General features: G+C 60.8%; 26 protein-coding genes. 12 read left to right on the forward strand and 14 right to left on the reverse strand.

Translation table 11 applies throughout. The annotated features are described in order from the left end of the window. On the reverse strand, nucleotides 1-886 hold an 886-nt coding region (locus tag PSTU_RS0113995), incomplete at its 3' end, for a LysR family transcriptional regulator (protein WP_019341651.1). A gap of 122 nt (nucleotides 887-1,008) precedes the next feature. Here PSTU_RS0113995 and araD1 point away from each other — a divergent pair. Together araD1 and PSTU_RS0114005 are read left to right on the forward strand one after the other, a co-directional pair. Beyond that, complete coding sequence (araD1, locus tag PSTU_RS0114000) at nucleotides 1,009-2,004, forward strand: AraD1 family protein (protein WP_019341652.1); 996 nt, start codon at nucleotides 1,009-1,011, stop codon at nucleotides 2,002-2,004. Between the two features lie 129 nt (nucleotides 2,005-2,133). Continuing rightward, nucleotides 2,134-3,714 carry an aldehyde dehydrogenase (NADP(+)) gene (locus PSTU_RS0114005; RefSeq protein WP_019341653.1) on the forward strand — a complete coding sequence of 527 codons (1,581 nt, stop codon included), beginning with the start codon at nucleotides 2,134-2,136 and terminating at the stop codon, nucleotides 3,712-3,714. Between the two features lie 18 nt (nucleotides 3,715-3,732). Here the strand turns inward: PSTU_RS0114005 and PSTU_RS0114010 are convergent, their stop codons facing one another. After that, entirely contained in the window at nucleotides 3,733-4,710 is a 978-nt protein-coding gene (locus PSTU_RS0114010) for a LysR substrate-binding domain-containing protein (RefSeq protein WP_019341654.1), read from the reverse strand. Between the two features lie 135 nt (nucleotides 4,711-4,845). Between PSTU_RS0114010 and PSTU_RS0114015 the strand changes: the two genes are divergently transcribed. Next, nucleotides 4,846-6,582 carry an IlvD/Edd family dehydratase gene (locus tag PSTU_RS0114015; RefSeq protein WP_019341655.1) on the forward strand — a complete coding sequence of 579 codons (1,737 nt, stop codon included), beginning with the start codon at nucleotides 4,846-4,848 and terminating at the stop codon, nucleotides 6,580-6,582. A 30-nt stretch (nucleotides 6,583-6,612) separates the two neighbouring features. Here the strand turns inward: PSTU_RS0114015 and PSTU_RS0114020 are convergent, their stop codons facing one another. The 3 genes from PSTU_RS0114020 to PSTU_RS0114030 all read right to left on the reverse strand — a co-directional run bounded on the left by PSTU_RS0114020 (nucleotide 6,613) and on the right by PSTU_RS0114030 (nucleotide 9,560). Then, nucleotides 6,613-7,503, reverse strand: a complete 891-nt coding sequence (locus PSTU_RS0114020; protein ID WP_019341656.1) for a DMT family transporter — start codon at nucleotides 7,501-7,503, stop codon at nucleotides 6,613-6,615. Between the two features lie 175 nt (nucleotides 7,504-7,678). Further along, on the reverse strand, nucleotides 7,679-9,067 hold the full coding sequence (locus PSTU_RS0114025) for an adenylate/guanylate cyclase domain-containing protein (RefSeq protein WP_019341657.1): 1,389 nt from the start codon (nucleotides 9,065-9,067) through the stop codon (nucleotides 7,679-7,681). 175 nt (nucleotides 9,068-9,242) lie between these two features. After that, entirely contained in the window at nucleotides 9,243-9,560 is a 318-nt protein-coding gene (locus PSTU_RS0114030; RefSeq protein ID WP_019341658.1) for an Mpo1-like protein, read from the reverse strand. A gap of 298 nt (nucleotides 9,561-9,858) precedes the next feature. Between PSTU_RS0114030 and PSTU_RS0114035 the strand changes: the two genes are divergently transcribed. After that, the gene (locus PSTU_RS0114035) at nucleotides 9,859-10,788 is read left to right on the forward strand and encodes a DUF808 domain-containing protein (RefSeq protein WP_019341659.1); all 930 of its coding nucleotides are present in this window, start codon (nucleotides 9,859-9,861) and stop codon (nucleotides 10,786-10,788) included. 47 nt (nucleotides 10,789-10,835) lie between these two features. Beyond that, nucleotides 10,836-11,276 (forward strand): nucleoside deaminase, encoded by a 441-nt coding sequence (locus PSTU_RS0114040; RefSeq protein WP_019341660.1) that lies wholly within the window; start codon nucleotides 10,836-10,838, stop codon nucleotides 11,274-11,276. A gap of 5 nt (nucleotides 11,277-11,281) precedes the next feature. Here PSTU_RS0114040 and PSTU_RS0114045 read toward each other — a convergent pair whose 3' ends face one another. After that, a complete protein-coding gene (locus tag PSTU_RS0114045; protein ID WP_019341661.1) occupies nucleotides 11,282-12,733 on the reverse strand; it encodes a TrkH family potassium uptake protein in 1,452 nt (483 codons plus the stop codon). Between the two features lie 189 nt (nucleotides 12,734-12,922). Here PSTU_RS0114045 and PSTU_RS0114050 point away from each other — a divergent pair, with 189 nt between their 5' ends. Next, a complete protein-coding gene (locus PSTU_RS0114050) occupies nucleotides 12,923-13,294 on the forward strand; it encodes a YkgJ family cysteine cluster protein (protein WP_019341662.1) in 372 nt (123 codons plus the stop codon). Nucleotides 13,295-13,419: 125 nt separating this feature from the next. Next, nucleotides 13,420-13,986 (forward strand): nitroreductase family protein, encoded by a 567-nt coding sequence (locus PSTU_RS0114055; RefSeq protein ID WP_019341663.1) that lies wholly within the window; start codon nucleotides 13,420-13,422, stop codon nucleotides 13,984-13,986. 1 nt (nucleotide 13,987) lies between these two features. On the opposite strand, the gene PSTU_RS0114060 is transcribed toward PSTU_RS0114055, so the two are convergent. The 6 genes from PSTU_RS0114060 to ispZ form a co-directional block, all read right to left on the reverse strand. Then, nucleotides 13,988-15,337: a sensor histidine kinase gene (locus tag PSTU_RS0114060; RefSeq protein ID WP_019341664.1), complete on the reverse strand. Its 1,350-nt coding sequence runs from the start codon at nucleotides 15,335-15,337 to the stop codon at nucleotides 13,988-13,990. Between the two features lie 80 nt (nucleotides 15,338-15,417). Next, the gene (locus PSTU_RS0114065; protein WP_019341665.1) at nucleotides 15,418-15,822 is read right to left on the reverse strand and encodes a Spy/CpxP family protein refolding chaperone; all 405 of its coding nucleotides are present in this window, start codon (nucleotides 15,820-15,822) and stop codon (nucleotides 15,418-15,420) included. 144 nt (nucleotides 15,823-15,966) lie between these two features. Continuing rightward, complete coding sequence (locus PSTU_RS0114070; protein ID WP_019341666.1) at nucleotides 15,967-16,644, reverse strand: response regulator transcription factor; 678 nt, start codon at nucleotides 16,642-16,644, stop codon at nucleotides 15,967-15,969. 17 nt (nucleotides 16,645-16,661) lie between these two features. Next, a complete protein-coding gene (locus PSTU_RS0114075; RefSeq protein WP_019341667.1) occupies nucleotides 16,662-17,051 on the reverse strand; it encodes a hypothetical protein in 390 nt (129 codons plus the stop codon). A 105-nt stretch (nucleotides 17,052-17,156) separates the two neighbouring features. Continuing rightward, on the reverse strand, nucleotides 17,157-17,456 hold the full coding sequence (locus tag PSTU_RS0114080) for a YciI family protein (RefSeq protein WP_019341668.1): 300 nt from the start codon (nucleotides 17,454-17,456) through the stop codon (nucleotides 17,157-17,159). Nucleotides 17,457-17,465: 9 nt separating this feature from the next. Further along, complete coding sequence (ispZ, locus tag PSTU_RS0114085; RefSeq protein WP_019341669.1) at nucleotides 17,466-18,047, reverse strand: septation protein IspZ; 582 nt, start codon at nucleotides 18,045-18,047, stop codon at nucleotides 17,466-17,468. A gap of 173 nt (nucleotides 18,048-18,220) precedes the next feature. On the opposite strand from ispZ, the gene PSTU_RS0114090 reads away from it, so the two are divergent. From PSTU_RS0114090 to scpB, 5 genes are all read left to right on the forward strand, one after another. Beyond that, nucleotides 18,221-19,087, forward strand: a complete 867-nt coding sequence (locus PSTU_RS0114090; RefSeq protein WP_019341670.1) for a PHP domain-containing protein — start codon at nucleotides 18,221-18,223, stop codon at nucleotides 19,085-19,087. Between the two features lie 13 nt (nucleotides 19,088-19,100). Beyond that, a complete protein-coding gene (locus tag PSTU_RS0114095; protein WP_019341671.1) occupies nucleotides 19,101-19,724 on the forward strand; it encodes an L-threonylcarbamoyladenylate synthase in 624 nt (207 codons plus the stop codon). A 46-nt stretch (nucleotides 19,725-19,770) separates the two neighbouring features. Beyond that, nucleotides 19,771-20,976 carry a tryptophan--tRNA ligase gene (locus PSTU_RS0114100; RefSeq protein WP_080571213.1) on the forward strand — a complete coding sequence of 402 codons (1,206 nt, stop codon included), beginning with the start codon at nucleotides 19,771-19,773 and terminating at the stop codon, nucleotides 20,974-20,976. 63 nt (nucleotides 20,977-21,039) lie between these two features. Next, on the forward strand, nucleotides 21,040-21,900 hold the full coding sequence (locus PSTU_RS20830; RefSeq protein WP_019341673.1) for a segregation and condensation protein A: 861 nt from the start codon (nucleotides 21,040-21,042) through the stop codon (nucleotides 21,898-21,900). Continuing rightward, complete coding sequence (gene scpB / locus PSTU_RS0114110; protein ID WP_019341674.1) at nucleotides 21,897-22,667, forward strand: SMC-Scp complex subunit ScpB; 771 nt, start codon at nucleotides 21,897-21,899, stop codon at nucleotides 22,665-22,667. Before PSTU_RS20830 ends, scpB begins: the two co-directional genes overlap by 4 nt. Before the next feature lie 8 nt (nucleotides 22,668-22,675). On the opposite strand, the gene PSTU_RS0114115 is transcribed toward scpB, so the two are convergent. Together PSTU_RS0114115 and gap are read right to left on the reverse strand one after the other, a co-directional pair. Continuing rightward, complete coding sequence (locus tag PSTU_RS0114115) at nucleotides 22,676-23,152, reverse strand: methylglyoxal synthase (RefSeq protein ID WP_019341675.1); 477 nt, start codon at nucleotides 23,150-23,152, stop codon at nucleotides 22,676-22,678. Between the two features lie 35 nt (nucleotides 23,153-23,187). Further along, nucleotides 23,188-24,189, reverse strand: a complete 1,002-nt coding sequence (gap, locus tag PSTU_RS0114120; protein WP_019341676.1) for a type I glyceraldehyde-3-phosphate dehydrogenase — start codon at nucleotides 24,187-24,189, stop codon at nucleotides 23,188-23,190. Nucleotides 24,190-24,231: the final 42 nt, after the last annotated feature.

Genomic DNA, 24,231 nt, shown 5'->3' on the forward strand with positions numbered 1-24,231 from the left:
CAGGGGACAGACTGCTTCCATGCCGGGCGATGACGCCATAGGGTTCGCTACGCGAGTGCAACGTCAGTGGCAATCGGCGGATCATGCCGAAGCGTTCGCTGAAACGCGCCACCGACAGCGGCATGACGGCGACCAGTTCCGGGTCTTCCTGCAGCAGACTGAGGGTCGTGAAGGTGGATGCGGTTTCGACCGGGTATCGCGGGAATTCAAGGCTGGCTTCGCTGAACTCGCGTTCCAGCAACTGGCGCATCGGCATGTTTGCCGGGTAGATGACCCAGCGATACCCGCTCAGATCAGCCAGGGTCAGGGATGCGGGTGTATCGGCCATCGGGTGGTCAGGATGCGCGACCACAGCCAGCTGCTCTTCGTGCAGCGTTAGGCAGTCATAGGCATCCGGACGGCGGCTGACGCTGCTGCGGCAGATCGCCAGATCCAGTCGGCCTTCGTCGAGCAGGCCGAGCAGGCGAGCGCTGGTGTCCTCGACGATTTCCACCGACAACCCGGGTTGTTTGCGCCGCAGCTGGCCCAGCGTACGCATCAGCATCGGTACTGCGCCCATGATGGTGCCGACCGAAAGCCTGCCGCCGTGACCCTGCAAAATCCCCACCATTTCTTCGCGCAGGTGCGCCAGGTCGCTGTGGATCAATCGGGCATAGCGGATCACGCAGCGGCCCAGGTCGTTGGGCACCAACCCCTGGCTGTTGCGGGTGAACAGCTCGGCTCCGAAGGTGTTTTCGATTTCGTGCAGCGATTTGGTTGCGCCGGGTTGGCTGATGAAGACCTGCTCGGCCGCACGGTGTAGCGAGCCCTGTTCGTCCAACGCAATGAGCAACCGCAGCTGCTTGAGCCGAAGACGGGACACGATAGTGGGGAGGGCGGCAATCATGGGATGACTGGAAGTTATCGCTCAATCAGAAGCCGTCATTAGGCACCAGAGGACGCGGTTTTTAAAGTGATCGCAACAAACGCCCATCAGACGGGCGTCATCACAACAAGAGGAAGGTACGCATGCGGTTGATTCAATTCGAGGGCGAGCCGGGTCGTAGGTGCGTGGGGCTGGTAACCGACGAGCGAATCGAAGTGCTCACTGGGGTCACCAGCATGCGTGAACTGGCCTTGGCGGCAATCCGTGAACAGCGTGGCCTCGCTGAACACGTCCAATCCCAAGCGCGCGAAACCGGGCCGCTGTACCGCGACCTGCTCGGGGCTGGGCGGGTTCTGCCGCCGCTCGATCATGAAGACACCGCCCATTGCCTGGTCAGCGGCACGGGACTGACCCATCTGGGCAGCGCCGCGACGCGCGACAAGATGCATCAGCAGGGCGAGCAGGACGAAGCCAAGCTAACCGACTCGATGCAGATGTTTCGCTGGGGTATGCAAGGCGGGCGACCCGTGACAGGCAGCGTGGGTGCTCAGCCCGAATGGTTTTACAAGGGAGACGGCAGCATTGTGGTACGCCCTGGTGCGGACTTTCCGGCACCTGATTTCGCCGAAGACTATGGCGAAGAGCCCGAACTCACCGGCCTCTATGTGATCGGGGATGACGGTCTGCCGTATCGCCTGGGCTTTGCCCTCGGCAACGAATTTTCAGACCACGTTCTGGAGCGCAAGAACTACCTTTACCTGGCGCACTCGAAGTTGCGCTACTGTTCGTTCGGCCCCGAGTTGCGGGTAGGGCCGCTGCCAGCACACTTGGCTGGCGTCAGCCGTATTCGTCGCGGCGAACAGGTGCTGTGGGAGAAAGAGTTTCTGTCCGGCGAAGAGAACATGTGTCACACGCTGGAAAACCTTGAGTATCACCATTTCAAATATGCGCAGTTCCTGCGTCCCGGTGACGTCCACGTGCATTTTTTCGGGACGGCAACACTCTCCTTCGCGGACGGGATAAAGGCCCAGCCGGGCGACCAGTTCGAAGTCAGCCTGGACGAGTTTGGCGCGCCGTTGCGCAATGGCATCAGCATTTGTCGCTCCGGCATCGTCCCCGGCGGCGTGAAGCCACTCTGACGGCATTGCATGGCCAATGATTGGCCGTAACTATCCCGTGCGTCGTGTCGGGTCACTAGGTATCAAACTCTTCGCTCGTAGGCGGGCTGGGCGAAGCCTCATGAACCACATCCTCAGAGGAAAAATTCCATGCCGAATATCAGCGGTCAGAACTACATAGGCGGGGCTCGTAGCGCCAAGGGGACGGTTATCGTCCAGAGCATCGACGCCAGCACCGGCGAAGCTTTGCCGTTCGAGTTTCATCAGGCGACCGAAGACGAAGTGAATGCTGCGGCGCAAGCGGCAGCCAGCGCCTATCCCGAGTACCGAGCACTTGCTGCTAGCAAGCGAGCCGAGTTCCTCGATGCCACTGCCGATGAGCTGGATGCGCTGGGCGATGACTTCGTCACGCTGGTCTGTCGTGAGACCGCGCTGCCGGCGGGACGAATTCAGGGTGAGCGTGGCCGTACCAGTGGGCAGATGAGGCTGTTCGCCAAGGTGCTGCGCCGTGGGGATTTTCTCGGTGCGCGAATTGACCGGGCAATGCCAGAGCGCAAGCCGCTGCCGCGCCCCGATCTTCGCCAGTGCCGCATGGGGCTGGGGCCGGTTGCGGTGTTCGGCGCCAGCAATTTCCCCTTGGCATTTTCCACTGCCGGTGGCGACACCGCAGCGGCGCTCGCAGCAGGTTGCCCGGTTGTGTTCAAGGCGCACAGCGGCCACATGGTTACGGCTGAATGCGTGGCCGACGCGGTGATGCGCGCGGCGGAGAAAACCGGCATGCCCAAGGGCGTGTTCAACATGATTTACGGCGGCGGGGTAGGCGAATGGCTGGTCAAGCACCCGCTCATACAGGCGGTTGGCTTTACCGGTTCGCTGCGCGGTGGTCGGGCGCTGTGCGATATGGCCGCAGCGCGCCCGCAACCGATCCCGGTATTCGCCGAGATGTCCAGCATCAACCCCGTTGTGCTGATGTCCGAGGCGCTCAGGACCCGTGGTGATGCCATCGCCAATGAGCTTACTGCCTCGGTCGTGATGGGCTGCGGCCAGTTCTGCACCAACCCTGGTCTGGTCATTGGCGTTCGCTCGCCCGAGTTCGACGATTTTCTGCAGCGGCTGGTCGGCTTCATGAGCGAGCAACCGGCACAGACGATGCTCAATGCGGGCACGCTCAGCAGCTATGGCAAGGGTGTTCAGCATCTGCAAGACCATCCGGCGATCAGCCATCTTGCCGGCCAGAACCAGCAGGGCAATCAGGCGCAGCCACAGCTGTTCAAGGCCGATGCGAAGCTGCTGATCGACGGCGATCCGCTGTTGCAGGAGGAGGTGTTCGGCCCGACTACCGTCGTGGTGGAGGTGAATGACAAGGCTGAGCTGATGCGCGCCCTGTCAGGCTTGCATGGCCAGCTCACCGCGACGCTCATTGCTGAACCCACAGATCTGGCGGACGCCAACGATCTGGTGGCACTGCTGGAACAGAAGGCCGGACGGATCTTGCTCAACGGCTATCCGACCGGCGTGGAAGTCTGCGATGCCATGGTTCACGGTGGGCCTTATCCAGCGACCTCGGATGTCCGGGGTACGTCAGTCGGTACCTTGGCGATCGACCGCTTCCTGCGCCCGGTGTGCTACCAGAACTTCCCGGATGCGCTGCTGCCGGACGCGCTGAAGAACGCCAACCCGCTGGGTATCAAACGCCTGGTGGACGGCGAAACCACTGACGCGGCGCTCTGATGCGTGGAGCGGCTCGCTCTAACAAGGCTGAGCCGCTCCGTGACCTAGCCCCAATTCGTGTGCGGTATCGCGCAGCAGTTCGAGCACGCCAGCGGCTGCTGGTGACAGCTGCTGCGGGGTTTTGGTGATGATCCCGTAGGCCATCAGTCCCTGGTTCAGATCGGCATTTACGCTCGCATCCACCTCGATTTCTTCCAGCATGCCGTAGCGCGCATAGTGCGCCAGCACATCGCGTGGCAGCACGGTCAGCATGTCGTTCTTCTCGATCAGCGTGGTCACCATCAGCAGGTTTTCTGCGTTCACGACCTTGCGTGGAGGGCGCATGCCGACGCGCTGAAACAGCGCATCGAACTCCTGACGCAACACGCTGCCCACCGGGGGCAGCACCCAGTCCGCGGCGTTCAGTTGCGAGCGAGACATTGGGCCTTCGATCAGTCCGGCGCGCGCGCAGATCTGCAGCGGCTCTTTAGCCAACGGCTCGAAGCGCAAATCGTCCTGCTGACTTTCCGCCGAAAACCGCGCCACCAGAAAATCCAGCTCGCCGTCATCCAGAATCGCCAGCAGATCACGGCTGGAACCCGTGCGGATGCTGACCTCCAGCTTCGGAAAGCGCTGCTTGGCGCGTCGGATCACATCAGGCAGCAGTTCCGCACAGGGCGTAAGAATAGTGCCAATGCGCACGTGCCCCTGCTGCCCCTGACGCAGCGCGTCGACCTCGCTGTAGGCGCTGTCCAGCGTGTTCAGCATGCGGCGGGCGTGGCGAATCATTGCTTCGCCGTATAGCGTCGGGACGACGCCACGCGCGTGACGCTCGAACAGCTCGACGCCCAGCCCATCCTCCAGCTCTTTCAACAGTTTCGAAATCGCGGGCTGAGAAATGCCCAATCCGATTGCGGCTCGATTGAGATTTCCCGTATCGCCAAGGGCTGCCAGCAGCGGGATGTGGCGGTTCTTCAAACGCGCCCGGACGAACCAATTGCTGTTGATCGGCTTCATTCAGCTATACCCGTTCATATATCGGTTTGGCTGAAATATATATTTGTTGATGATGTCTTGTCTCTCTACGCTCTGGATCAACGAGGTCAATCAGGCGGGCCAGCTGAGCCAGCCGACGATAACAGGTGCATCGCAATGACTGACAAACGCCCCCTGCGCTCCGCTCAATGGTTCGGTACCACCGACAAGAACGGTTTCATGTATCGCAGCTGGATGAAGAACCAGGGCATCCCGGATCATGAGTTCCAGGGCAAGCCGATCATCGGCATCTGTAACACCTGGTCGGAGCTGACGCCCTGCAACGCGCACTTTCGCAAGATTGCTGAACACGTAAAAAAGGGCGTTCTGGAGGCGGGTGGGTTCCCGGTCGAATTCCCGGTCTTCTCCAATGGGGAGTCGAACCTGCGTCCCACCGCCATGCTGACGCGCAACCTGGCCAGCATGGATGTCGAGGAGTCGATTCGTGGCAATCCGGTGGATGCGGTGGTGCTGCTGGTCGGCTGTGACAAGACCACCCCGGCGTTGCTGATGGGTGCGGCCAGCTGTGATGTGCCGACGATCGTTGTCACCGGCGGGCCGATGCTCAACGGCAAGCACAAGGGCCGCGACATTGGTGCGGGCACCATCGTCTGGCAGATGCACGAGCAGTACAAGGCTGGGCAGATCGACCTCAACGAGTTCCTTTCCGCCGAGGCCGGTATGTCGCGTTCGGCGGGCACCTGCAACACCATGGGGACCGCCTCGACCATGGCCTGTATGGCCGAAGCACTGGGCACTTCATTGCCGCACAACGCAGCGATTCCGGCGGTGGACTCGCGTCGCTACGTGCTGGCGCACCTGTCCGGTATGCGCATCGTCGACATGGTTCATGAGGACCTGCGCTTGTCCAAGGTGCTGACCAAGCAAGCGTTCGAGAACGCCATCCGGGTCAACGCTGCCATTGGCGGCTCGACCAATGCCGTGATCCACCTCAAGGCGATCGCCGGACGCATTGGTGTCGAACTCGAGCTGGATGACTGGACGCGCATTGGCCGCGGCATGCCCACCCTTGTCGACCTGCAACCCTCGGGGCGCTTCCTGATGGAAGAGTTCTACTACGCTGGCGGCCTGCCGGCGGTGATCCGCCGGCTGGGTGAAAACAATTTGTTGCCGAACCCCGATGCATTGACTGTCAACGGCAGATCTCTCTGGGACAACTGCGCTCACGCCCCGATCTACGGCGAAGACGAGGTTATTCGCACGCTGGATAACCCGCTGCGCAAGGACGGCGGAATCTGCGTATTGCGCGGCAACCTGGCGCCCAGCGGCGCGGTGCTGAAACCCTCGGCGGCAACAGCGGAACTGATGAAGCATCGCGGCCGCGCAGTGGTGTTCGAGGACTTCGACGACTACAAGGCGCGCATTGCCGATCCGGAGCTGGATGTCGATGAAACCTGCATTCTGGTCATGAAGAATTGCGGACCCAAGGGTTATCCCGGTATGGCTGAGGTCGGCAACATGGGCTTGCCGCCCAAAGTGTTGGCCAAAGGGATCACCGATATGGTGCGGATTTCCGACGCCCGTATGAGCGGCACCGCTTATGGCACCGTGGTATTGCATGTCGCCCCCGAAGCCGCAGCCGGTGGGCCGCTGGCGGCGGTACGCAACGGGGACTTCATCGAGCTGGACTGTTACGAGGGCCGCCTGCATCTGGACATCCCGGACGCTGAATTGCAGGAGCGGCTGGCTGACTGGCAAGCCCCGCAAGGCCTGTTGTGGGACGGGGGATATCGTCGACTGTTCGTCGAGCATGTGCTGCAGGCCGACGAGGGCTGCGACTTCGACTTTCTGGTGGGCTGCCGTGGCGCTGATGTACCCCGTCACTCGCATTGATGCGGCGGTCGGCTTTTGCGGTGTCGGCGCCTAACCCGCCTTTGCGATAGGTGAGGCGGGGTTCGTCACGGCCGGCGTTTTCAGTCGGCTGGTGATGACCGAGGCGAGGATGATCAGCGCCCCGCCAGCAAGCATTCCCAGCGAAGGTTGCTCATTGAACAGCCACCAGGCGATCGCGATGCCATATACCGGCTCCAGCGCGAAGATCACCGATGTCGTCCGCGCTTTCAACACCTTCAGGCTCGCCACGAACAGGCTGTGCGCCAGGCCCGTGCAGAGGACGCCGAGCAAGGCCAGCCACAGCCAGTCCATGACGGGCACGGCGGGCAGCGACGACCATGTAAAAGGCAGCAGGCAAAGCAGGATGATGCCGTTCTGCCAGAGCGCTGCCTGCACCGGATCCACGCCGCGGGTTACCGCACGGTTGAGCAATGAAAGTAGAGCAAACATCAGCCCCGAAAGGATGCCGTAAATCAGACCCAGCGTGCTGTCGCTGGCGAGATCGAACTGTGGCGTAACCAACAGCAGCCCAACGCAGACCAAGGCGACCATGCCGAACTCGACCGGGCGAGTGCGCTCGCGGAACAGCAACCCCTCCAGTAACACCGTAAACGCCGGAAAGCTGGCAAAACCCAATGTGGCGATACCGACACCGGCGATCTTTACGGCGATGAAGAAGGTGAGCCAATGGCCACCGAGCAACAGGCCGCCGAACAGCAGTCCGGCGCGCTGGCGTGGGCTTGGGGTTGTGCCAGCGCTACGCAGGAATTGTGCGGCCAGCAACAGCGCCACGACCGCAAAACCCGCACGGCCGAGCGTAATGATCAGGGGCGCGCTCTCGGCGAGCTTGCCGAACACACCGGATAGCCCAAACATCAGCGCGCCGAAATGGATCGCCAGCAAAGCGTTGCGATGAGTCATGGCCTGGCTTCCAGCGGAGCAGGTTGGCGCAAGCCGTGCTCATGGCTGTGGATGATCTGGTCGTGATTGTAATGACGCAGAGAAAGGATGGGCGGCATGGAAAACCTCGACTGCATGCGGAGCGCCGGCAGGTATCGGTGCGATCACGATCTGACCCGAGGCGGGCCAGGCGGTGCTACATGATGACCTTGTCGCGTAGTTTGTCGGCGGCCTGGTTGAGCGCCTGGATGACGCGCTCTTTATCGAAGTTTTGCACCCCGTTGGTGTCGAGGTACATCGAGAAGCCGGGCAGTTCGTGCTCGACGAAGCTGTTGGTGGCGCCCAGGTCGCGACGGAAGTCCACCACCTGGTAGATCTGCACCGGACGGGTGAAGCCCTTTACGGTGATCTGGCCTTTGTCACGGCACATGATGACGTCTTTGACCAGCGAATAGGTTTCGTGAGAAATGAGAATTTCCCCTGCCTCGGCGGAGCTTTCCAGTCGGCTCGCCAGATTCACTTCGCGACCGATGATGGTGTAGTCCATTCGAGTGTCGGCGCCGAAGTTGCCGACCGTGCAGTAGCCTGTGTTGATACCCATGCGGATTTCCATCGGCTTGGTAATGCCTTGCCCGCGCCACTGCTGGCGCAGGACTTTCATGTGCTTGCGCATGGCAATCGCCATCGAAACCGCGGCCACAGCATCCTTCTTGGCGCCCTGGCTGGCGGGGTCGCCGAAAAACACCATCACGCAATCACCAACGAACTTGTCGATGGTGCCGCCGTACTTGAGGGTGATCTTCGACATCTCGTTGAGGTAGGTATTGAGCAGATCGGTGAGTGCTTCAGCTTCCAGTTCTTCGGACAGCTCGGTGAAGCCTTTGATATCCGAAAAGAACACCGTGAGTTTCTTGCGCTGGGTTTCCAGCCGGACAGTACGCTTGCCGGAGAAGATTGACTCCCACACCTGTGGCGACAGGTATTTGGCAAGATTGCGCGCCAATCGTGCAGCTTTCGCCTGTTGGGCTTCGACTTCGCTGCGTGCCTGCGCGAGGCGGATGCCTTGTTGATGCACGTAGTAGGCCGTTACGCATACGTACAGGGTGGTGAGCAGAATGCTGACGGCGGATACCAGAACCGAGCTGGCACCCTCGAAGCGCAAGGGCACCAGCAAGCTGGTCAGCCCAACGCCGATGCAGGCCATCAACAAGGTCATCAACAGATGACGCAGGCTGCCGACCACCAGCGCGCTGAAACTCAGTGTGAGCAGAAACATCAGGCTTGGCACGAGGCTGCTTCCGAGCAGCACGATGCCCGCACCTGCATTCAAGGCGTCCAGACACAGCAGGGTCTGAGAAGTCGCCTCAGGGTGTTCGCGCTTGAAGCGGTAGCTCAGGTGATAGGCGAAGTGCGGATACAGGAGCGTATAAGGCACCATCCACAAGAGATCGAGGGAAAACTGCTGGGTATAGACACCGGCAGCGAGCGTGGCGGCACAGATCAGATAGGCGAAAACTCGGGCGTAATACTCGCGCAGTGGACGAGTCGCGAGTCCGTTACGTCGTTCACCGCTCACGGTTGACATGATGGTTGCTATCCCTGAAAAGAGGCCGGCGCTCTGGAACGCGCCGTAAGAGGCTGCAGCGCATCGACCAGCGCTGGCGCGTGATCATAACCAAGTCGCCAGCACTGCGCCAAACCGCCGGTCCATTCCGTGACCAATAGCCGGTGCGGCGCGGCATTGGCTGAGCGACCAGCGCTCAGAATCGGATCTTTCCGGTGAGCATGTCTTTCAACATCACCCAGTCGCCGAGAAAGCTGTACAGCGGGTACTGGAATGTCGCGGGGCGGTTCTTCTCGAAAATGAAATGGCCAACCCAGGCAAACCCGTAGCCGGCCAGTGGCATCGCCAGCAACCATAGCCACTGCTGGCTGATCAACGCGTAGGCCAGGATTGCCAGTACCAGCGAACTGCCGATGTAGTGCAAACGTCTGCAGGTTGGGTTGCTGTGCTCGGCCAGGTAGAACGGATAGAAATCGGCGAAGCGGGTAAAACGCTCGGCGGTTTGCGTGCTCATGCCGCACCTCCTGTCATTGTGGTCGTTGCAGTCTAGAACCTCTGGCGTGTCAGGCTACCGACTTCGCGTGCCAGTTTAGTACCCTTGTGCGTGGCTTATCTGCTGGCCTTTGCCTGACCGGGTGATTTTCTTCCGCGGCTTCAAGCGCTGGTAAGCCACGGAAACCGGTGAATACCGCACACCGTGGTGGATATGACCACGCGGAACTTGTGCTTTCCTGTCATAGCCTTAGCTTGCATATATATGACCGTGGCGCACCTGCGCCGCTTTCTTGCCGATACCCAAAGGATGACCTGCATTGGCCAGTAGCCTTCTTGCCCTGATCGACGATATCGCTTCGATTCTGGATGACGTTTCCCTGATGACCAAGGTGGCGGCGAAGAAAACCGCCGGCGTGCTTGGAGACGATCTTGCACTCAATGCTCAGCAGGTTACCGGCGTCAATGCGGACCGCGAGCTGCCGGTGGTCTGGGCCGTGGCCAAGGGGTCCATGCGCAACAAGCTGATTTTGGTGCCGGCTGCGTTGCTGATCAGCGCGTTCCTCCCCTGGGCCATCACGCCGTTGCTAATGCTGGGCGGTGCGTTTCTCTGTTTCGAAGGGTTTGAGAAGCTTGCGCACCGGTTCCTGCACCGCGATCAGGATCATCATGCGCAGCAAATGCAGGCGCTCGCCGATGAGAGCGTCGACATGGTCGCGTTCGAGCGCGACAAGATCAGCGGCGCGGTCCGCACCGATTTCATCCTGTCCGCCGAGATCATCGCCATCACGCTGGGGACGGTCGCCGCTGCGAGCTTCGTCGAGCAGATTGCCGTGCTTGCAGGTATCGCAATCATCATGACCATTGGCGTCTACGGTTTGGTTGCCGGCATCGTCAAACTCGACGACGCAGGTCTGGCGCTGAGCAAACGCACCAGTTCTGTGGCGCAATCGATGGGCCGCGGCATCCTCACGGTTGCGCCCTGGTTGATGAAGTCCTTGTCGGTGATCGGCACTGCCGCCATGTTCATGGTCGGCGGCGGCATTCTGACCCACGGCTTCAAGGCCATTCACCACTTCATCGAGGACAGCGCAGAGCACACGGTTGCGCTGCCGTACATTGGCTCGGTTCTGGCGGGGCTGTTGCCGACGCTGCTGGACGCCGCTTTCGGCATATTGGCCGGCGGTCTGGTGTTTGCAGTCGTCGAGCTGAGCAAGCGCCTGTTCAAACGCCGCTCCGAAGCCGCCTGATGGCGATCCTCCACGATTTAGCTAACAAGACCGACGGAGCGCAGTGAATGAACGAGTTCATGCAAGCAGCAATCGACGAAGCGCAGAAGGGGCTCGCCGAGGGCGGTATTCCAATCGGTTCGGTGATCGTCCACCGGGGGCGAATCATTGGCCGCGGCCACAACCGGCGGGTTCAGCAGGGCAGCGCAGTGCTGCACGGGGAGATGGATGCATTCGAGAATGCCGGGCGGCAACCGGCCAGCGTTTACGCCGAGTCGATCCTCTATACCACGCTGTCGCCCTGTTCCATGTGCACCGGGGCGATTCTGCTATATGGCATTCCAAAGGTCGTGATCGGTGAGAATCAGACGTTCATGGGTGAAGAGCTGCTGCTACGTGGCCGCGGTGTTGAGGTCGAGGTGCTGCAGGACGCGAGCTGTGTCGAAATCATGCGCCGCTTTATCGCCGAAAGCCCCGAACTGTGGAACGAGGATATCGGCGAAACCTGATCCGGTCAGTGGCGCCAGAAGGAAGGGGTCAGCATTACCAGCACGGTGATGATTTCCAGCCGGCCCAGCAACATCCCGAACGACAGCAGCCATTTCGCAGAATCCGGCAAGGTGGAAAAATTGCCCGCCGGACCGATGATTGGCCCGAGGCCGGGACCCACGTTGCACACCGCTGAAGCCGCGCCGGTAAGTGCGGTGATCGGATCCAGGCCAAGCAGCGCCAGGCATAGCGCAAGCACGCCGATCGTCATGGTGATAAAGAAAGAAAAGGTCAGAATCGAACGAACAATTTCCTCGTCGAGGTTGTGCCCGTTGTATTGCTGGCGGATCACTGCGCGCGGGTGGACTAGCTGCTTTAGGTTCGAACGCAGCAGGGTGTAAGCGACCTGAAAACGAAACATCTTCAGGCCGCCGGACGTAGACCCCGAGCAACCGCCAAGGAATGTGAGATAGAAGAACACCATGACCGCGAACCCGCCCCATTGGGTGTAGTCACTGACCGCATAACCGGTGGTCGTGATGACCGATACAACGCTGAATGTCACGATCCGCAGGGAGTCGAGAAGATTGTCATCATGGTTGAACCAGTACCACAGACTGAATAACAGGCTCGTCCCCGCGAGCATTACCAGAAACCCGCGAACCTGCTGATCCCCAAACAGCGCCCGACGGTCGCCGCGAGCGGTGGCTACGTACAGGGTGAACGGTAAGCTGCCCAAAATCATGAAGAAGATCGCAACCCAATGCGTGGCTGGACCGAACTTGCCGAGCGATGCGTCGGAGGTTGAATAGCCGCCAGTCGCCACAGTGGACATCGCATGGTTGATCGCATCGAATCCGCTCATTCCTGCCAGCCAGAATGCGATAAACGCTGCCAGCGTAAAGACCAGGTAGATAACGATCAGGTACTTGCCGGCCATGTGCGAACGCGGCATGACTTTTTCTGACCAATCGGAGGATTCGGTCTGGAACAGCCGCATACCACCAACGCGTAACAGCGGCAGAATGGCCACGGCCATGCCGATGAATCCAATGCCACCAAGCCAGTGCAGCAATGATCGCCAAATAAGCAGGCCCGGTGAGGCGCTATCGAGTCCCGAGAGCACGGTCGCACCGGTAGTGGTGATGCCGGACATGGTTTCGAAGAACGCATCGGTATAGCTGATGTGCTGAATGAGCATAAGCGGCAGGGCGGCGAAGCAGCATACGATCACCCAACTGACCGTAGTCAGGAAATACATGTCGCGCGGACGCAGGTTTGTATTGGCTGGGCGGCCGGGGGCAACCAGTGCAAAACCGCAGCCGAAGGTGATCAGGCTGGCCCAGAGAAACGCTTGCAGATCGTCGGTGCGATCAAAAGCGAACAGCGTGATCATCGGAATGACCATGCTGACTGCGAGTGTGATCAGGAAAATGCCGAGAATGAAACCGATGATGCGCAGAGTCGGCAAGGCCATGTTTGATTGCTGCTCGGCTCGAAAAATGAGGCCGCCATTCTACGCCTGTCGCTGCGGCAGTAAACCGGCGATCAGCCTGTTGAAAAATCTTTTGCACCCCCCCCGGTAGACCTCTTCCCAAGTTCGTTGCGATGAATAGAATAGCCGTCCGGTGCCGGCCCTTTGCCGGTTTCTGAGTGTTCACCTTCCATGTCCATCGACAACCCCTGCCTCACGTGCGGCGCCTGCTGCGCGCATTTTCGTGTGTCTTTCTTCTGGGGCGAGTGTGCCTCCTCTGGCGGTGCAGTGCCTGACAGCGCAACCGTGCAGGTCGGCCCATTTCACGTTGCGATGCTTGGGACAGAATCCAAGCCGGCGCGTTGTGTCGGGCTGATGGGCGAGGTGGGGTGCGGCGTACGTTGCACCATGTATGAGCAGCGCTCGAGCACCTGTCGCGAATTCGAAGCCTCCTGGGTCGGTGGTCAACACAACGCGCATTGCGATACGGCTCGGGCGGCCCATGGTCTTCCGCCGCTGATGCCTCCGCTGGAGCCGCAGCTTGCGCCCGATCGGGTAGCCTGACGGCGAGCGGCAGCTCCGGGCCGGATCTTAGAACCGGTCATGCGATATGACGCTTGCCATAACTGTGCTGCCAAACGAACGGCTCGGGGCTCTAGAATGTCCGATTCGTTTTCGGAGGTAGTCGGATGGAAGCTCTCGACCTGTTGCTCAAGCGCGTGTCTGTCACGCGGCTTACCGATCCTGCGCCGACCCCGGCTCAGCTGGACGTGATGTTTCGTGCTGCCTTGCGTGCGCCGGACCACGGCCAGCTGCGTCCTTGGCGGTTCCTGACTATTCAGGGCGAAGCCCGCGAACAGTTGGGCAAGTTGATGGCTGAGTCGCTGCGTGTGCGCTCGCCCGAGGCGAGCGATGATGCCTTGCTGAAAGCCAGCAAGATGCCGTTGCGCGCGCCGCTGCTGGTGGTGGTCATTGCGCATGTGCAGCCGCACCCGAAGGTGCCCGGTTCAGAACAAGTGCTGGCCGTGTCCTGTGCGGCACACGGCTTGTTGCTGGCTGCGCATGCACAAGCTCTTGGCGCCGTCTGGCGTACAGGCGATTTCGCTTACGATCCGTATCTGGCCAAGGCGCTGGGATTGACTGGTGATGAGCAGATTCTGGGGTTCATTTACGTCGGCACCCCCGAGGGAACGCCGCGGACCCCGCCGGAAGTGGACCCGCAGCAGTTTGTCAGTGAGTGGACCGGCGCACGCTAGGTCACTCCGCGTATTGCAGATTTTCGATCGCTGGGTTCAGTGGCAGCTTCAGCGTGGCGATAAAGCCACCGTCAGGGTGATTACCCAACAGCAGCTCGCCGTTATGCCGTTCGGCGGCTCGGCGAGCAATCGCCAGGCCCAATCCGTGTCCGGCGGTGGTCTGTCCTGGTGCGCGGAAGAAGGGTTCGCTCAGCTGCGCGAGATGGGCTTCGTCGACCCCAGGCCCTTGGTCGCGGATGCTCAGTAGCAGGTGCTGTGTGTCGCTGCAGGCGCGCAGTTCTATCGGTACGCCTTCTGGATTGAAGCGCAAGGCGTTGCGTAACAGATTGTCCAGCGCGCGCTCGAGCATGTCCGGCCAGCCTTGCAGTTGGGCTTCGGTTTCGACGTAGCTGTCGATGCGTTGATTGGGCGAGACGATGCGGGCGTTCTCCTCGAGCTGCCCGAATATCGCGCGCAAGTTGATGGGGCTCGGCGCGCCCGGGTCGGCGTCCAATCTTGCGAGCTCCAGGATCTCACTGATCAGCGCCTCCAGACGATCACATTCCTTGGCCAGCCGCGGCCAGATGACCTCGCGTTCGGCCGGTGTAGCCCGCTCTGCCAACGCCAGTGCGATGCGCAGGCGTGCCAGTGGCGAACGCAGTTCGTGGGACACGTCACGCAGCAATTGACGCTGGCTGCCGATCAAGCTTTGCAGTCGGGCTCCCATGCGGTTGAAGTCCTTTGCAAGCACGCCCAGCTCGTCGCGCCGATTGGCCAGGCGTGCCAGCGAATTCTGTTGGTAGGTGGTCTGCCCGAGGTCATGCACGGCACCGCGAAGCCGATCGAGTGGGCGGGTAATCGACAGGGTTAGTAGCAGGCTGAAGCCAGTCAGGACGACCAAGGCGATACCAAGCGCACTCAGAGGCCAGAACAGGCTGCCTCGGTGCCAGGCCTGCAATTCCTGATTCGGGATGCGATAGATGAACAGGTAGGTATTACCGGTCTCGGGGCTGGTGTAGTCGGTGGTCAACCGCCGCCACGGGAGGCGACCGTCCCGGTGTTCCTGACGTGCTTCGAAAGCAGCGGCGCGAGCCGGAAAGGTGCCGCGGATGATCGGCTGACCGTTTTCAGCCAGAACCTGCACATCGACGCCGTAGCGGTTGCGATGCCGTTCGAGGAGGAACTGTGCAGTGATCGGCCCCTGGCGCTCGTATACCTTGGTCCACACCTCGGCCAGGCCGTTGACGCCAGGATGACGGTTGAGTATCCAGGTGTCCTGATTGAGCGCATGACCAAGCAGCATGGCCAAGCCTGCCACCAGCGCAATGGCTAGCCAAAACGTCGCGAGGATGCGCCAGAACAAAGATCGCACCGGTCAGATACTCCGTGGAGAAGCCCGGTGCGCGTGGTCACTTGTGGGGGCGAACCGGGCGGGATTGCTGTTTTAGCGGATCAGTTTTTCTGATCGCGCTCGGCTTTCCATTGTTCGAATTCGGCGCGGTCAGCGCGCTTCGCGGCCATTTTTTCGTGCAGTTCGTCGAACTTCTTCTGCTGTTCCGGCTTGAGCAGGTCGCGCACTTGCTTCTGGGTTTTTTCCTGGCTGGCTTTCAGTTCTTCCTGCATGGCCTTGCGTTCGGCTTCGGGTAGCTTGTCCAGGTATCGTTGGGTGATCTCGCGATGATTGTTCATCTGCTCGCGCAACAACTGGCGCATCTCGTTCCGTTGCTCCTTGGTCAGATCGAGCTGCTCGAATGGCGAATGCTTGCCTCCGTGGTGACGCTGGCCATCGTCTGGCATAGCCATGGCAATCGCAGGAAGGGTTGAGGCGAACAGTACGGCGATCAGAGTCTTGCGCATCTTGAGTTTCTCCTTGGTATGGAAACCGGTCGCCGGCTAGGCGCCTGTCGAGGGCACCTCAGCTGGCTTCGACTGGATAAGCTCAGTCTAGGGCGCGCAAGGTCAAGGGCGGTCAGGGCTGGGTAAAGGCTGGGTAAAGGCCGGTCAGGGTGCGTAGAGGTAGCCACGGCTGCGCAAGGCAACGATGCGCGGGCGGCCGTCTGGATGTGGGCCGAGCTTTCGGCGCAGGTTGCTGACGTGCATGTCCAGGCTGCGGTCGTACAGGGTGAGCTTGCGGCCCAGGGCCAGTTGCGCCAATGCCTGCTTTTCCAGCGGTTCGCCTGGCTGGCTGAGGAGTGCTTCGAGGATGCGTCCTTCGGAAAGGGTAAGCGTGACCTCATGATCGCCAACGCTGGCCACTCCACGTGCAGGGCTGTACCAGAGATCGCCCAGCTCCAGCTGTGTCGGTGCGCTGGCCGGTTGGCTGCGGCGCAGGACGGCCTTCAGGCGTGCGGTCAGTTCGCGTGGATCACAGGGTTTGGCCAGATAATCGTCCGCACCCAGCTCCAGACCGAGTATGCGGTCGAGCGGCTCGCCGCGCCCCGAAAGCATCAATACCGGCAGGTCCGGATGCTCACTGCGCAGTTGCTTCAACAGGTCCAAGCCACTGCCGTCAGGCAGCATTACGTCGAGCACGACTGCGGCGGGTTGGTGTTCGGCCAACGCAGCGCGGGCGCTTTGACCGTCATGGCAGGCACGGGCGACAAAGCCTTCCTGGGCCAGCCAACTGACCAGTAGTTCGCAGAGCTCCTGGTCGTCGTCTATCAGTAGCAGTTCGCTCATAGTTCGCTCGTGTCGATTCAGTTCAGCCATTGCCGACGGCGGCGGCCGCGGGTTGTCAGGACGCCAAGCAGAAAGCCCAGCACGCCCACGCCGCCGCCTACCGCGAACCACTGTTGCTGGTCGTTGAGCAACGGCGGTTGCACCTGCGTCTGCGCTTGTTCGTGTTCAAGTTGCAGGCGCAGTCGCTGGTTTTCCTGGCGCAGTCTCAACAGCTGGGCCTGGCCCGCTGCGCTGGTCGCGGCGTCGAGGTTTTCCCTGGTCGCCTCGCGTTGCTGTTGATTTTCACTGAGACGATGCTCCAGCTCGACCTGCCGCTCGGCGGATGGCTCTATGGGCGCTTCTTCGGCCTGTAGCGAGGGGATGACGAGACCTAGAACAAGCAGCAGGGACAGCGAACTTTGGCGCATCGGAACTCCTTTTTCCTCAACGGTTTTAACTCTGTGCTTGGCCGTGGCAGAGCGACGGCCCAGCACCAGCGCCAGCAGCTGTCTGGCGGATGTCAGCCGACCAAATTAGGGGTAGACCTGTTTGAAAGGTTTGACGATGACATCGCCATAGACGCCAGCGGCTTTATATGGATCGGCCGCAGCCCACTGTTCTGCAGTCTGCAGCGAGTCGAATTCGGCGACAACCAGGCTGCCGGTAAAGCCAGCTGCGCCGGGATCATTGCTGTCCACCGCCGGATGCGGGCCAGCCAGAACGAGCCGGCCTTCGCTTTTGAGCTGGTCGAGACGTGCCAGGTGCGCGGGGCGCGAGGCCAAACGGTCTTGCAGCGAGTTGGGCACATCGGTCGCGATGATGGCGTAGAGCATGATGAACTCCTAGGATTCGTCAGGTTCGGGTTGCAGGTGGCGCACCAGATAAAGCGCCTGGCCGGCCAGGAACAGCAGCGTCAGCGCGAGACTGCCAAAGACCTTGAAGTCTACCCAGATCGAGGGATAGACGAAGACAACGAAGAGATTGGCAAAGCCGCAGACGAGAAAGAACAGGATCCAGGCGACATTGAGCTGCGACCACTGCGCTGCCGGCAAACGGACCGCATGGCCCATCATCTGCTGGGTCAGTGGTTTGTCGCCGATGAAGTGGCTCGCGGTGAAGGCCAGCGCGAACAGCCAATTAAGTACGGGCGCCTTCCACTTGAGGATCGCTTCGCTGTGCAGCACCAAGGTCAGCCCGCCGAACAACAGGCAAGCCGCCAATGTTAGCCACTGGCTTTTTTCGAGCCGGCGCTGATGCATGAACAAAACGCCGTAGATAATCACGGAGCTGATAATCAGCACTGCTGTTGCGCTGAATATGCCCCCAACGCCTAGGCTGAAGCCTCCGAATTCGACCGTGGCAGGCTCGACTTTGTAGACGACGAAGAACAGCAGCAGTGGAACGAAGTCGATGATTTGTTTCACGAGGCAAGCCAGAGGGCAGATGTGCCCGGCATAATAACAAACCGCGCTTTTGGCGGAACGCTGTCCGCTTGCCGTTTCCAAGACATTGCGCAAGCTTTGGCAAACTGAACGACGGCACGAGCGCTGGCGCTGACGGTCACACGCTCTACTCCCCTTTGGAGAATCTGCCCCGAATGATTGTTGATCTGCATTGCCACAGCACCGCCTCAGACGGAGTGCTCGCGCCTGGCGTGCTGGTGCAGCGAGCCCATGCGCGTGGGATCGAGCTGCTTGCCCTGACTGATCACGACACCCTCGAAGGGCTCGATGAGGCGCGCGCCGCTGCTGATTCCCTGGGTGTCCGGCTGGTCAATGGCATCGAGCTGTCCTGTGTCTGGAACGGCGCCACCATCCATGTGCTGGGTTATGCGTTTCGCCGCGATGCGGTTGCGCTGCAGCAGGCCATCGCTGATTTGCACGCGGGCCGGTGGCAGCGCGCCGAGACGATTGCTCAGCGTCTGGAGGCGAAAGGGATGTCGGGTGCGCTGGCGGGCGCACGGGCGATTCAGCAAGAGTTGGGTGATAGCGGCAACGCGCCCGCGCGCCCACATTTTGCTGATTACCTTGTGCGTGCCGGCCACGTGCGCGACCGCGCCGAAGCGTTTCGCAAGTGGCTTGGTTCGGGGAAGCTGGGCGACGTCAAGCAGCATTGGCCGACGCTTGAGCAGACCGTGAGCACCTTGCGTGATGCCGGCGCCTGGATCAGTCTTGCGCACCCATGGCAGTACGATTTCACGCGTAGCAAACGCCGTCGGCTGGTGAGCGAATTCGCCCAGGCGGGTGGCCATGCGCTGGAAGTGGTTAACGGCATGCAGCCGTTGGAGCAGGTCGGCGGCTTATCGATTCTGGTGCGGGAGTTCGGTCTGATGGCCAGCATCGGCAGTGATTTTCATGCACCGGGCGACTGGTCGGAGTTGGGGATGTATCGAACCCTGCCTGACGATTTGCGACCACTGTGGAGGTCTTTCGATCATGAACCCGGCGAGTCTGTGGCCCGCTGAACAGGGAGTTCCCATGAGCCAGTTTTTTCAGATACACCCGGACAACCCGCAGGCCAGGCTGATCAAGCAGGCCGTAGAGATCATTCGCAGCGGCGGAGTGGTGGTTTACCCCACCGACTCTTCTTATGCTGTGGGTTGCTCGATGGGCAACAAAACCGGCATCGAGCGGATTCGCCGGCTGCGTCAGTTGGACGATAAGCATAACTTCACCCTGGTCTGTCGCGACCTATCGCAGCTGGGGCTGTTCGCCAAGGTGGATACCGCCGCCTTCCGGCTGCTCAAGACGCATCTTCCCGGGCCATATACCATCATTCTCAGTGCCACGCGGGAGGTGCCGCGAATGCTGCTGCATCCAAAGCGCCGTACCATCGGGCTGCGCGTGCCTGCGCAGCCGATCGCCCAGGCGTTGCTTGCCGAGCTGGGTGAGCCATTGATGAGCGTCAGCCTGATCCTGCCTGGCCAAACCGAGCCGATGAGCGACCCGTACGAAATGCGCGATGCATTGGAGCATCAGGTAGACCTGATCATCGACGGCGGTTACGGTGGCGTCGAAGCGTCGACCGTCATCAGCTTGGTGGATGGCGACCCGGAAGTGGTGCGGGTTGGCTGCGGCGATCCCGCACCGTTCGCCGGCTGAACCGCGCACCTTTTTCAAACTCACGAAGGAAACCCTTTTGAGCGCCATGGATTCGCAGCGACGTGTAGTCTCCGGAATGCGGCCTAGCGGCCGCCTCCACCTTGGTCACTATCACGGCGTGCTGAAGAGCTGGGTCAGGATGCAGCATGAATACCAGTGTTTTTTCTGCATCGTTGATTGGCATGCATTGACCACTGACTACGCTGCAGGCGCCGATATCGCACGCAACGTCCAAGAGATGGCAATCGATTGGCTGGCAGCCGGCGTAAGCCCGAGCTCTGCCACCTTGTTCGTGCAGTCCCAAGTACCTGAACATGCCGAGCTGCACCTTCTGCTTTCGATGATCTGCCCCTTGGCGTGGCTGGAGCGCGTGCCATCCTACAAAGAGCTGCAGCTCGATTCGCAGCACAAGGATCTCGGCACTTACGGCTTTCTCGGTTATCCGTTGCTGCAGGCTGCGGACATCCTCGCTTATCGCGCCGGTGTCGTGCCCGTTGGTGCCGATCAGCTGCCGCATATCGAGTTCGCTCGCGATGTTGCCAGGCGCTTCAACCACCTCTATGGCAGCGAAGAGGATTTCGAGGTCAAGGCCGAAGCGGCGATACGCAAGCTTGGCAAGAAAAGCTCCAAGCTCTACGCCAGTCTGCGCAAAAGTTACCAAGAGCAGGGCGACATCGAAGCGCTGAACACCGCCCGCGCGCTGCTCAAGGATCAGCAGACCATTACCATTGGTGACCAGGAGCGCCTGTTTGGTTATCTGGAGGGGAGTGGCAGGTTGTTGTTGCCCGAGCCGCAGGCCCTGCTGAGCGATTCCCCCAAGGTGTCGGGGCTCGATGGCGGAAAAATGGCTAAGTCGTCCAGTAACTCCATCTTTCTGCGCGATACGCCGGATGAAATCGAGGAAAAGATCAAGCGCATGCCGACCGATCCGGCACGCGTTCATCGCCACGATCCGGGTGAGCCGACGCGCTGTCCGGTATGGCAAATGCACCAGGCCCATTCGGCAGCAGACGTCTGTCAGTGGGCCGAACAGTGCTGCCGCACCGCGGGTATTGGCTGCCTGGAGTGCAAGGCGCCCCTCATTGATGCAATCAAGCTTGAGCTGACCCCGCTGCAGGAGCGTGCTCAGGACTACGAGTCGAACCCGGATCTGGTGCGCAGCATATTGGCAGAGGGCGCTGAACAGGCTCGCGACGAAGCACGGGAAACACTAGTGGTCATGCGTCAGGCCATGGGACTGAATTATCGCTAGAGCCTGTTCGGTAGCCGGCATAAGCTGTCGCCGCTTCCAGTATTCGTTCGTTCCGGAGAGATAATGCAGGACACCCAGGCCGAGGCGACCATCCAGGCGCCCGGCGAGCAGCTGCGGCTGGCACTTGTCTACGGCGAGGCTTTCAATAACCTGCCGCAGGATCTCTATATTCCCCCGGATGCACTGGAGGTCTTCCTCGAGGCATTCGAGGGGCCGCTGGATTTGCTGCTCTATCTGATCCGCAAGCAGAACATCGATATTCTCGATATCCCCGTCGCGGAAATCACTCGTCAGTACATGGGCTATGTCGAGCTGATGAAGGCCGTGCGCCTTGAGCTGGCGGCCGAATATCTGGTGATGGCGGCCATGCTGGCTGAAATCAAGTCGCGCATGCTGCTGCCGCGCTCGGCCGAAGTGGAGGAGGACGAACTCGATCCGCGTGCCGAGCTGATCCGCAGGCTGCAGGAGTACGAGCGGTTCAAGGCGGCGTCGGAAGATATCGACCAACTGCCTCGGGTGGGTCGTGACTTGCACGTACCGAAACTCGACGCACCCGATGCACGCGCGCGCAAGCTGTTGCCTCAGGTCAGCCTGGAGGAATTGTTGATCTCGATGGCTGAGGTCTTGCGTCGTGCCGACATGTTCGAAAGCCACCAGGTGACGCGCGAGACGCTGTCGACCCGCGAGCGCATGAGCGACGTGCTCGAACGGCTCAAGGGCGGTGGCTTCGTACCTTTCGTTGCGCTGTTCACGGCCGAGGAGGGGCGTCTCGGCGTGGTGGTGACCTTCATGGCAGTACTTGAGTTGATCAAGGAATCGCTGGTCGAGCTGGTGCAGAACGAGCCCTTCGCACCGATTCATGTCAGGGCTCGCAGCGATGAGTCCTCGTTGCCACTGGAAGCGTCAATGGAGCCGAACCTGTGAATCTGTCCGATCCGAAGGATCTTGCCTCGCTGCTTGAAGCCTTCTTGCTGGCCTCGGGCAAGCCGATGTCGGTTGAGCGAATGGCCGAGCTGTTCGACGAAATCGAGCGGCCAACCCCCAGCTTGCTGCGCAAGGCACTCGAGGTGCTGGACAAGTCCTGCAAAGGCCGGGCATTCGAGTTGAAAGAAGTGGCCAGTGGTTACCGTCTGCAGGTGCGCGAGCGTTTCTCGCCCTGGGTCGGCCGGCTATGGGAAGAGCGGCCGCAGCGCTACTCGCGAGCGTTTCTGGAAACGCTGGTACTGATCGCCTACCGCCAGCCAATCACGCGCGGCGAGATTGAAGACATCCGCGGTGTGGCGGTCAACAGCCAGATCGTGAAAACGCTCCTGGAGCGTGAGTGGGTGCGGGTGGTCGGTCATCGCGACGTACCAGGGCGGCCGGCCATGTTCGCCACCACCAAGCAATTCCTCGATCACTTCAACCTGAAGAACCTCGACGAGTTGCCACCGCTGGCCGTATTGCGTGAGATGGAGCCCGAACCCCAGCTGGTCGACGACGAAGAGGCTCCTGTGCCGGCGTCGCTGCAGGCGCGCGCCGATCCCGAAGGGGAGCCGGAGACGTCGCGTGAGCAAACCAGTTTCCGCAGTCTTCTGGCCGAGCTGGATAGCATGGAAACCGGTTTGAAGACCGATTTCGATGACCTGCGTGCCGAGGCTGAGCCTGAAGAAGGCCAACCCATGCCGGACGAGGACCGTCACAACTATTGATCGGTTACCTAGTGGTCGGTTACCTGGCGGCCGGCCAGGTAGTTTGCATAGTTCGGGATGCTCAGTGAGTGTTCCTGGTCCAGCAGCGGGCTGGAAAGCAGGTAATCGGCACTGCTTTCGTTGGCCGCCAGCGGGATGTTCCACACCGCGGCGACCCTAAGCAGCGCCTTCACGTCGGGGTCGTGCGGTTGTGGCTCGAAGGGATCCCAGAAGAACACCAACATGTCGATCCGGCGTTCGGCAATGCGTGCGCCGATCTGCTGATCTCCTCCGAGGGGGCCGCTGATCATGCACTCGACCGGCAACTTCAAGCGCCGCTCGAGTAGCAACCCCGTGGTCCCGGTGGCCAGCAACTCATGTGGCTCCAGTTTTGATTTCTGCCGCTCAGTCCAGGCCAGCAGGCGCTCCTTGCAGTGATCGTGCGCAACCAGCGCGATACGTTTGCGGGCGGGGAGTGTCGCGCTCACGAAGTCGATACGGTTCATGTTCTTCCTTGGGGGCTGGGCTGGGCTGCTGATCGTTATGACGCTTCGTGCAGCGCGCGGCAAGTGTCGAGCATCCGGTTGGAAAAGCCCCACTCGTTGTCATACCAGGCCATCACTTTCAATAGGCGTCCGCTAACCTTGGTGTGGTTGGTGTCGAAAATCGACGACATCGGGTTGTGGTTGAAGTCGCAGGAAACCAGGGGCAGCGAGTTGCACGCCAGGATCGGCGAGTGCTGACTGGCGTCGAGCATCAATGCGTTGACCTCCTCGGCGGTTGTCTCGCGACTCAGTTCGAGGGTCAGGTCGACCAGCGAGACGTTGATCACCGGAACGCGCACCGCCATGCCGGTCAGCTTGCCGGCCAGCTCTGGCAGTACCAGGCCCACCGCTTCGGCGGCGCCGGTCTTGGTCGGGATCATCGACTGAGTTGCCGAGCGCGCTCGGAACGGGTCGCTGTGATAGACGTCCGACAGATTCTGATCATTGGTGTAGGCATGGATGGTGGTCATCAGGCCGTGTTCGATGCCGTATTCGCGCGACAGCACCTGTGCAACCGGCGCCAGGCAGTTGGTGGTACAGGAGGCGTTGGAAATGATCTGGTGGGATTGGCGCAATGTGTCATGGTTGACGCCGTAAACGATGGTTGCGTCAACGCCGGATGCCGGGGCAGAAATAATCACTTTGCCGGCACCGGCCTGCAGGTGCGCGCTGGCTTTTTCACGGGAGGTGAACAGCCCGGTACACTCAAACACCACATCGACGTTGTGTTGGCGCCACGGCAGCTCGGCAGGGTTGCGGATCGCCGTCACGGCAATCGGGTCACCGTTGACCCGCAACTGGTCGTCCGCCACTTCAACCTTTGCGTCGAAATGGCCATGGACGCTGTCGTACTGCAACAGGTGGGCGTTCATCGCCGGGCTGCCGAGGTCGTTGATCGCCACGACCTGCAGGTGCTCGCGATAGCTCTGGCTGTACAGGGCACGAAGGACGTTGCGTCCGATACGGCCGAAGCCGTTGATGGCGATGCGAATAGTCATAACAAGGTTCCCGGGCAGAATTTGTTGTAGGAATTACAAGAT

It is taken from the genome of Stutzerimonas stutzeri SDM-LAC (genome assembly GCF_000235745.1).
Lineage (GTDB): Bacteria > Pseudomonadota > Gammaproteobacteria > Pseudomonadales > Pseudomonadaceae > Stutzerimonas > Stutzerimonas stutzeri_H.

Coding starts and splice junctions, on each gene's coding strand:
- PSTU_RS0114075 (WP_019341667.1), bottom strand. CDS start 17,051: ATGCGCCAAAGTTCGCTGTCCCTGCTGCTTGTTCTAGGTCTCGTCATC.
- araD1 (WP_019341652.1), top strand. CDS start 1,009: ATGCGGTTGATTCAATTCGAGGGCGAGCCGGGTCGTAGGTGCGTGGGG.
- PSTU_RS0114095 (WP_019341671.1), top strand. CDS start 19,101: ATGAGCCAGTTTTTTCAGATACACCCGGACAACCCGCAGGCCAGGCTG.
- PSTU_RS0114090 (WP_019341670.1), top strand. CDS start 18,221: ATGATTGTTGATCTGCATTGCCACAGCACCGCCTCAGACGGAGTGCTC.
- PSTU_RS0114045 (WP_019341661.1), bottom strand. CDS start 12,733: ATGGCCTTGCCGACTCTGCGCATCATCGGTTTCATTCTCGGCATTTTC.
- PSTU_RS0114020 (WP_019341656.1), bottom strand. CDS start 7,503: ATGACTCATCGCAACGCTTTGCTGGCGATCCATTTCGGCGCGCTGATG.
- PSTU_RS0114015 (WP_019341655.1), top strand. CDS start 4,846: ATGACTGACAAACGCCCCCTGCGCTCCGCTCAATGGTTCGGTACCACC.
- gap (WP_019341676.1), bottom strand. CDS start 24,189: ATGACTATTCGCATCGCCATCAACGGCTTCGGCCGTATCGGACGCAAC.
- PSTU_RS0114010 (WP_019341654.1), bottom strand. CDS start 4,710: ATGAAGCCGATCAACAGCAATTGGTTCGTCCGGGCGCGTTTGAAGAAC.
- PSTU_RS0114050 (WP_019341662.1), top strand. CDS start 12,923: ATGTCCATCGACAACCCCTGCCTCACGTGCGGCGCCTGCTGCGCGCAT.
- PSTU_RS0114080 (WP_019341668.1), bottom strand. CDS start 17,456: ATGCTCTACGCCATCATCGCGACCGATGTGCCCAACTCGCTGCAAGAC.
- PSTU_RS0114055 (WP_019341663.1), top strand. CDS start 13,420: ATGGAAGCTCTCGACCTGTTGCTCAAGCGCGTGTCTGTCACGCGGCTT.
- PSTU_RS0114065 (WP_019341665.1), bottom strand. CDS start 15,822: ATGCGCAAGACTCTGATCGCCGTACTGTTCGCCTCAACCCTTCCTGCG.
- PSTU_RS0114070 (WP_019341666.1), bottom strand. CDS start 16,644: ATGAGCGAACTGCTACTGATAGACGACGACCAGGAGCTCTGCGAACTA.
- PSTU_RS0114115 (WP_019341675.1), bottom strand. CDS start 23,152: ATGAACCGTATCGACTTCGTGAGCGCGACACTCCCCGCCCGCAAACGT.
- PSTU_RS0114025 (WP_019341657.1), bottom strand. CDS start 9,067: ATGTCAACCGTGAGCGGTGAACGACGTAACGGACTCGCGACTCGTCCA.
- PSTU_RS0114100 (WP_080571213.1), top strand. CDS start 19,771: ATGGATTCGCAGCGACGTGTAGTCTCCGGAATGCGGCCTAGCGGCCGC.
- PSTU_RS0114005 (WP_019341653.1), top strand. CDS start 2,134: ATGCCGAATATCAGCGGTCAGAACTACATAGGCGGGGCTCGTAGCGCC.
- PSTU_RS0114030 (WP_019341658.1), bottom strand. CDS start 9,560: ATGAGCACGCAAACCGCCGAGCGTTTTACCCGCTTCGCCGATTTCTAT.
- PSTU_RS0114040 (WP_019341660.1), top strand. CDS start 10,836: ATGAACGAGTTCATGCAAGCAGCAATCGACGAAGCGCAGAAGGGGCTC.
- PSTU_RS20830 (WP_019341673.1), top strand. CDS start 21,040: ATGCAGGACACCCAGGCCGAGGCGACCATCCAGGCGCCCGGCGAGCAG.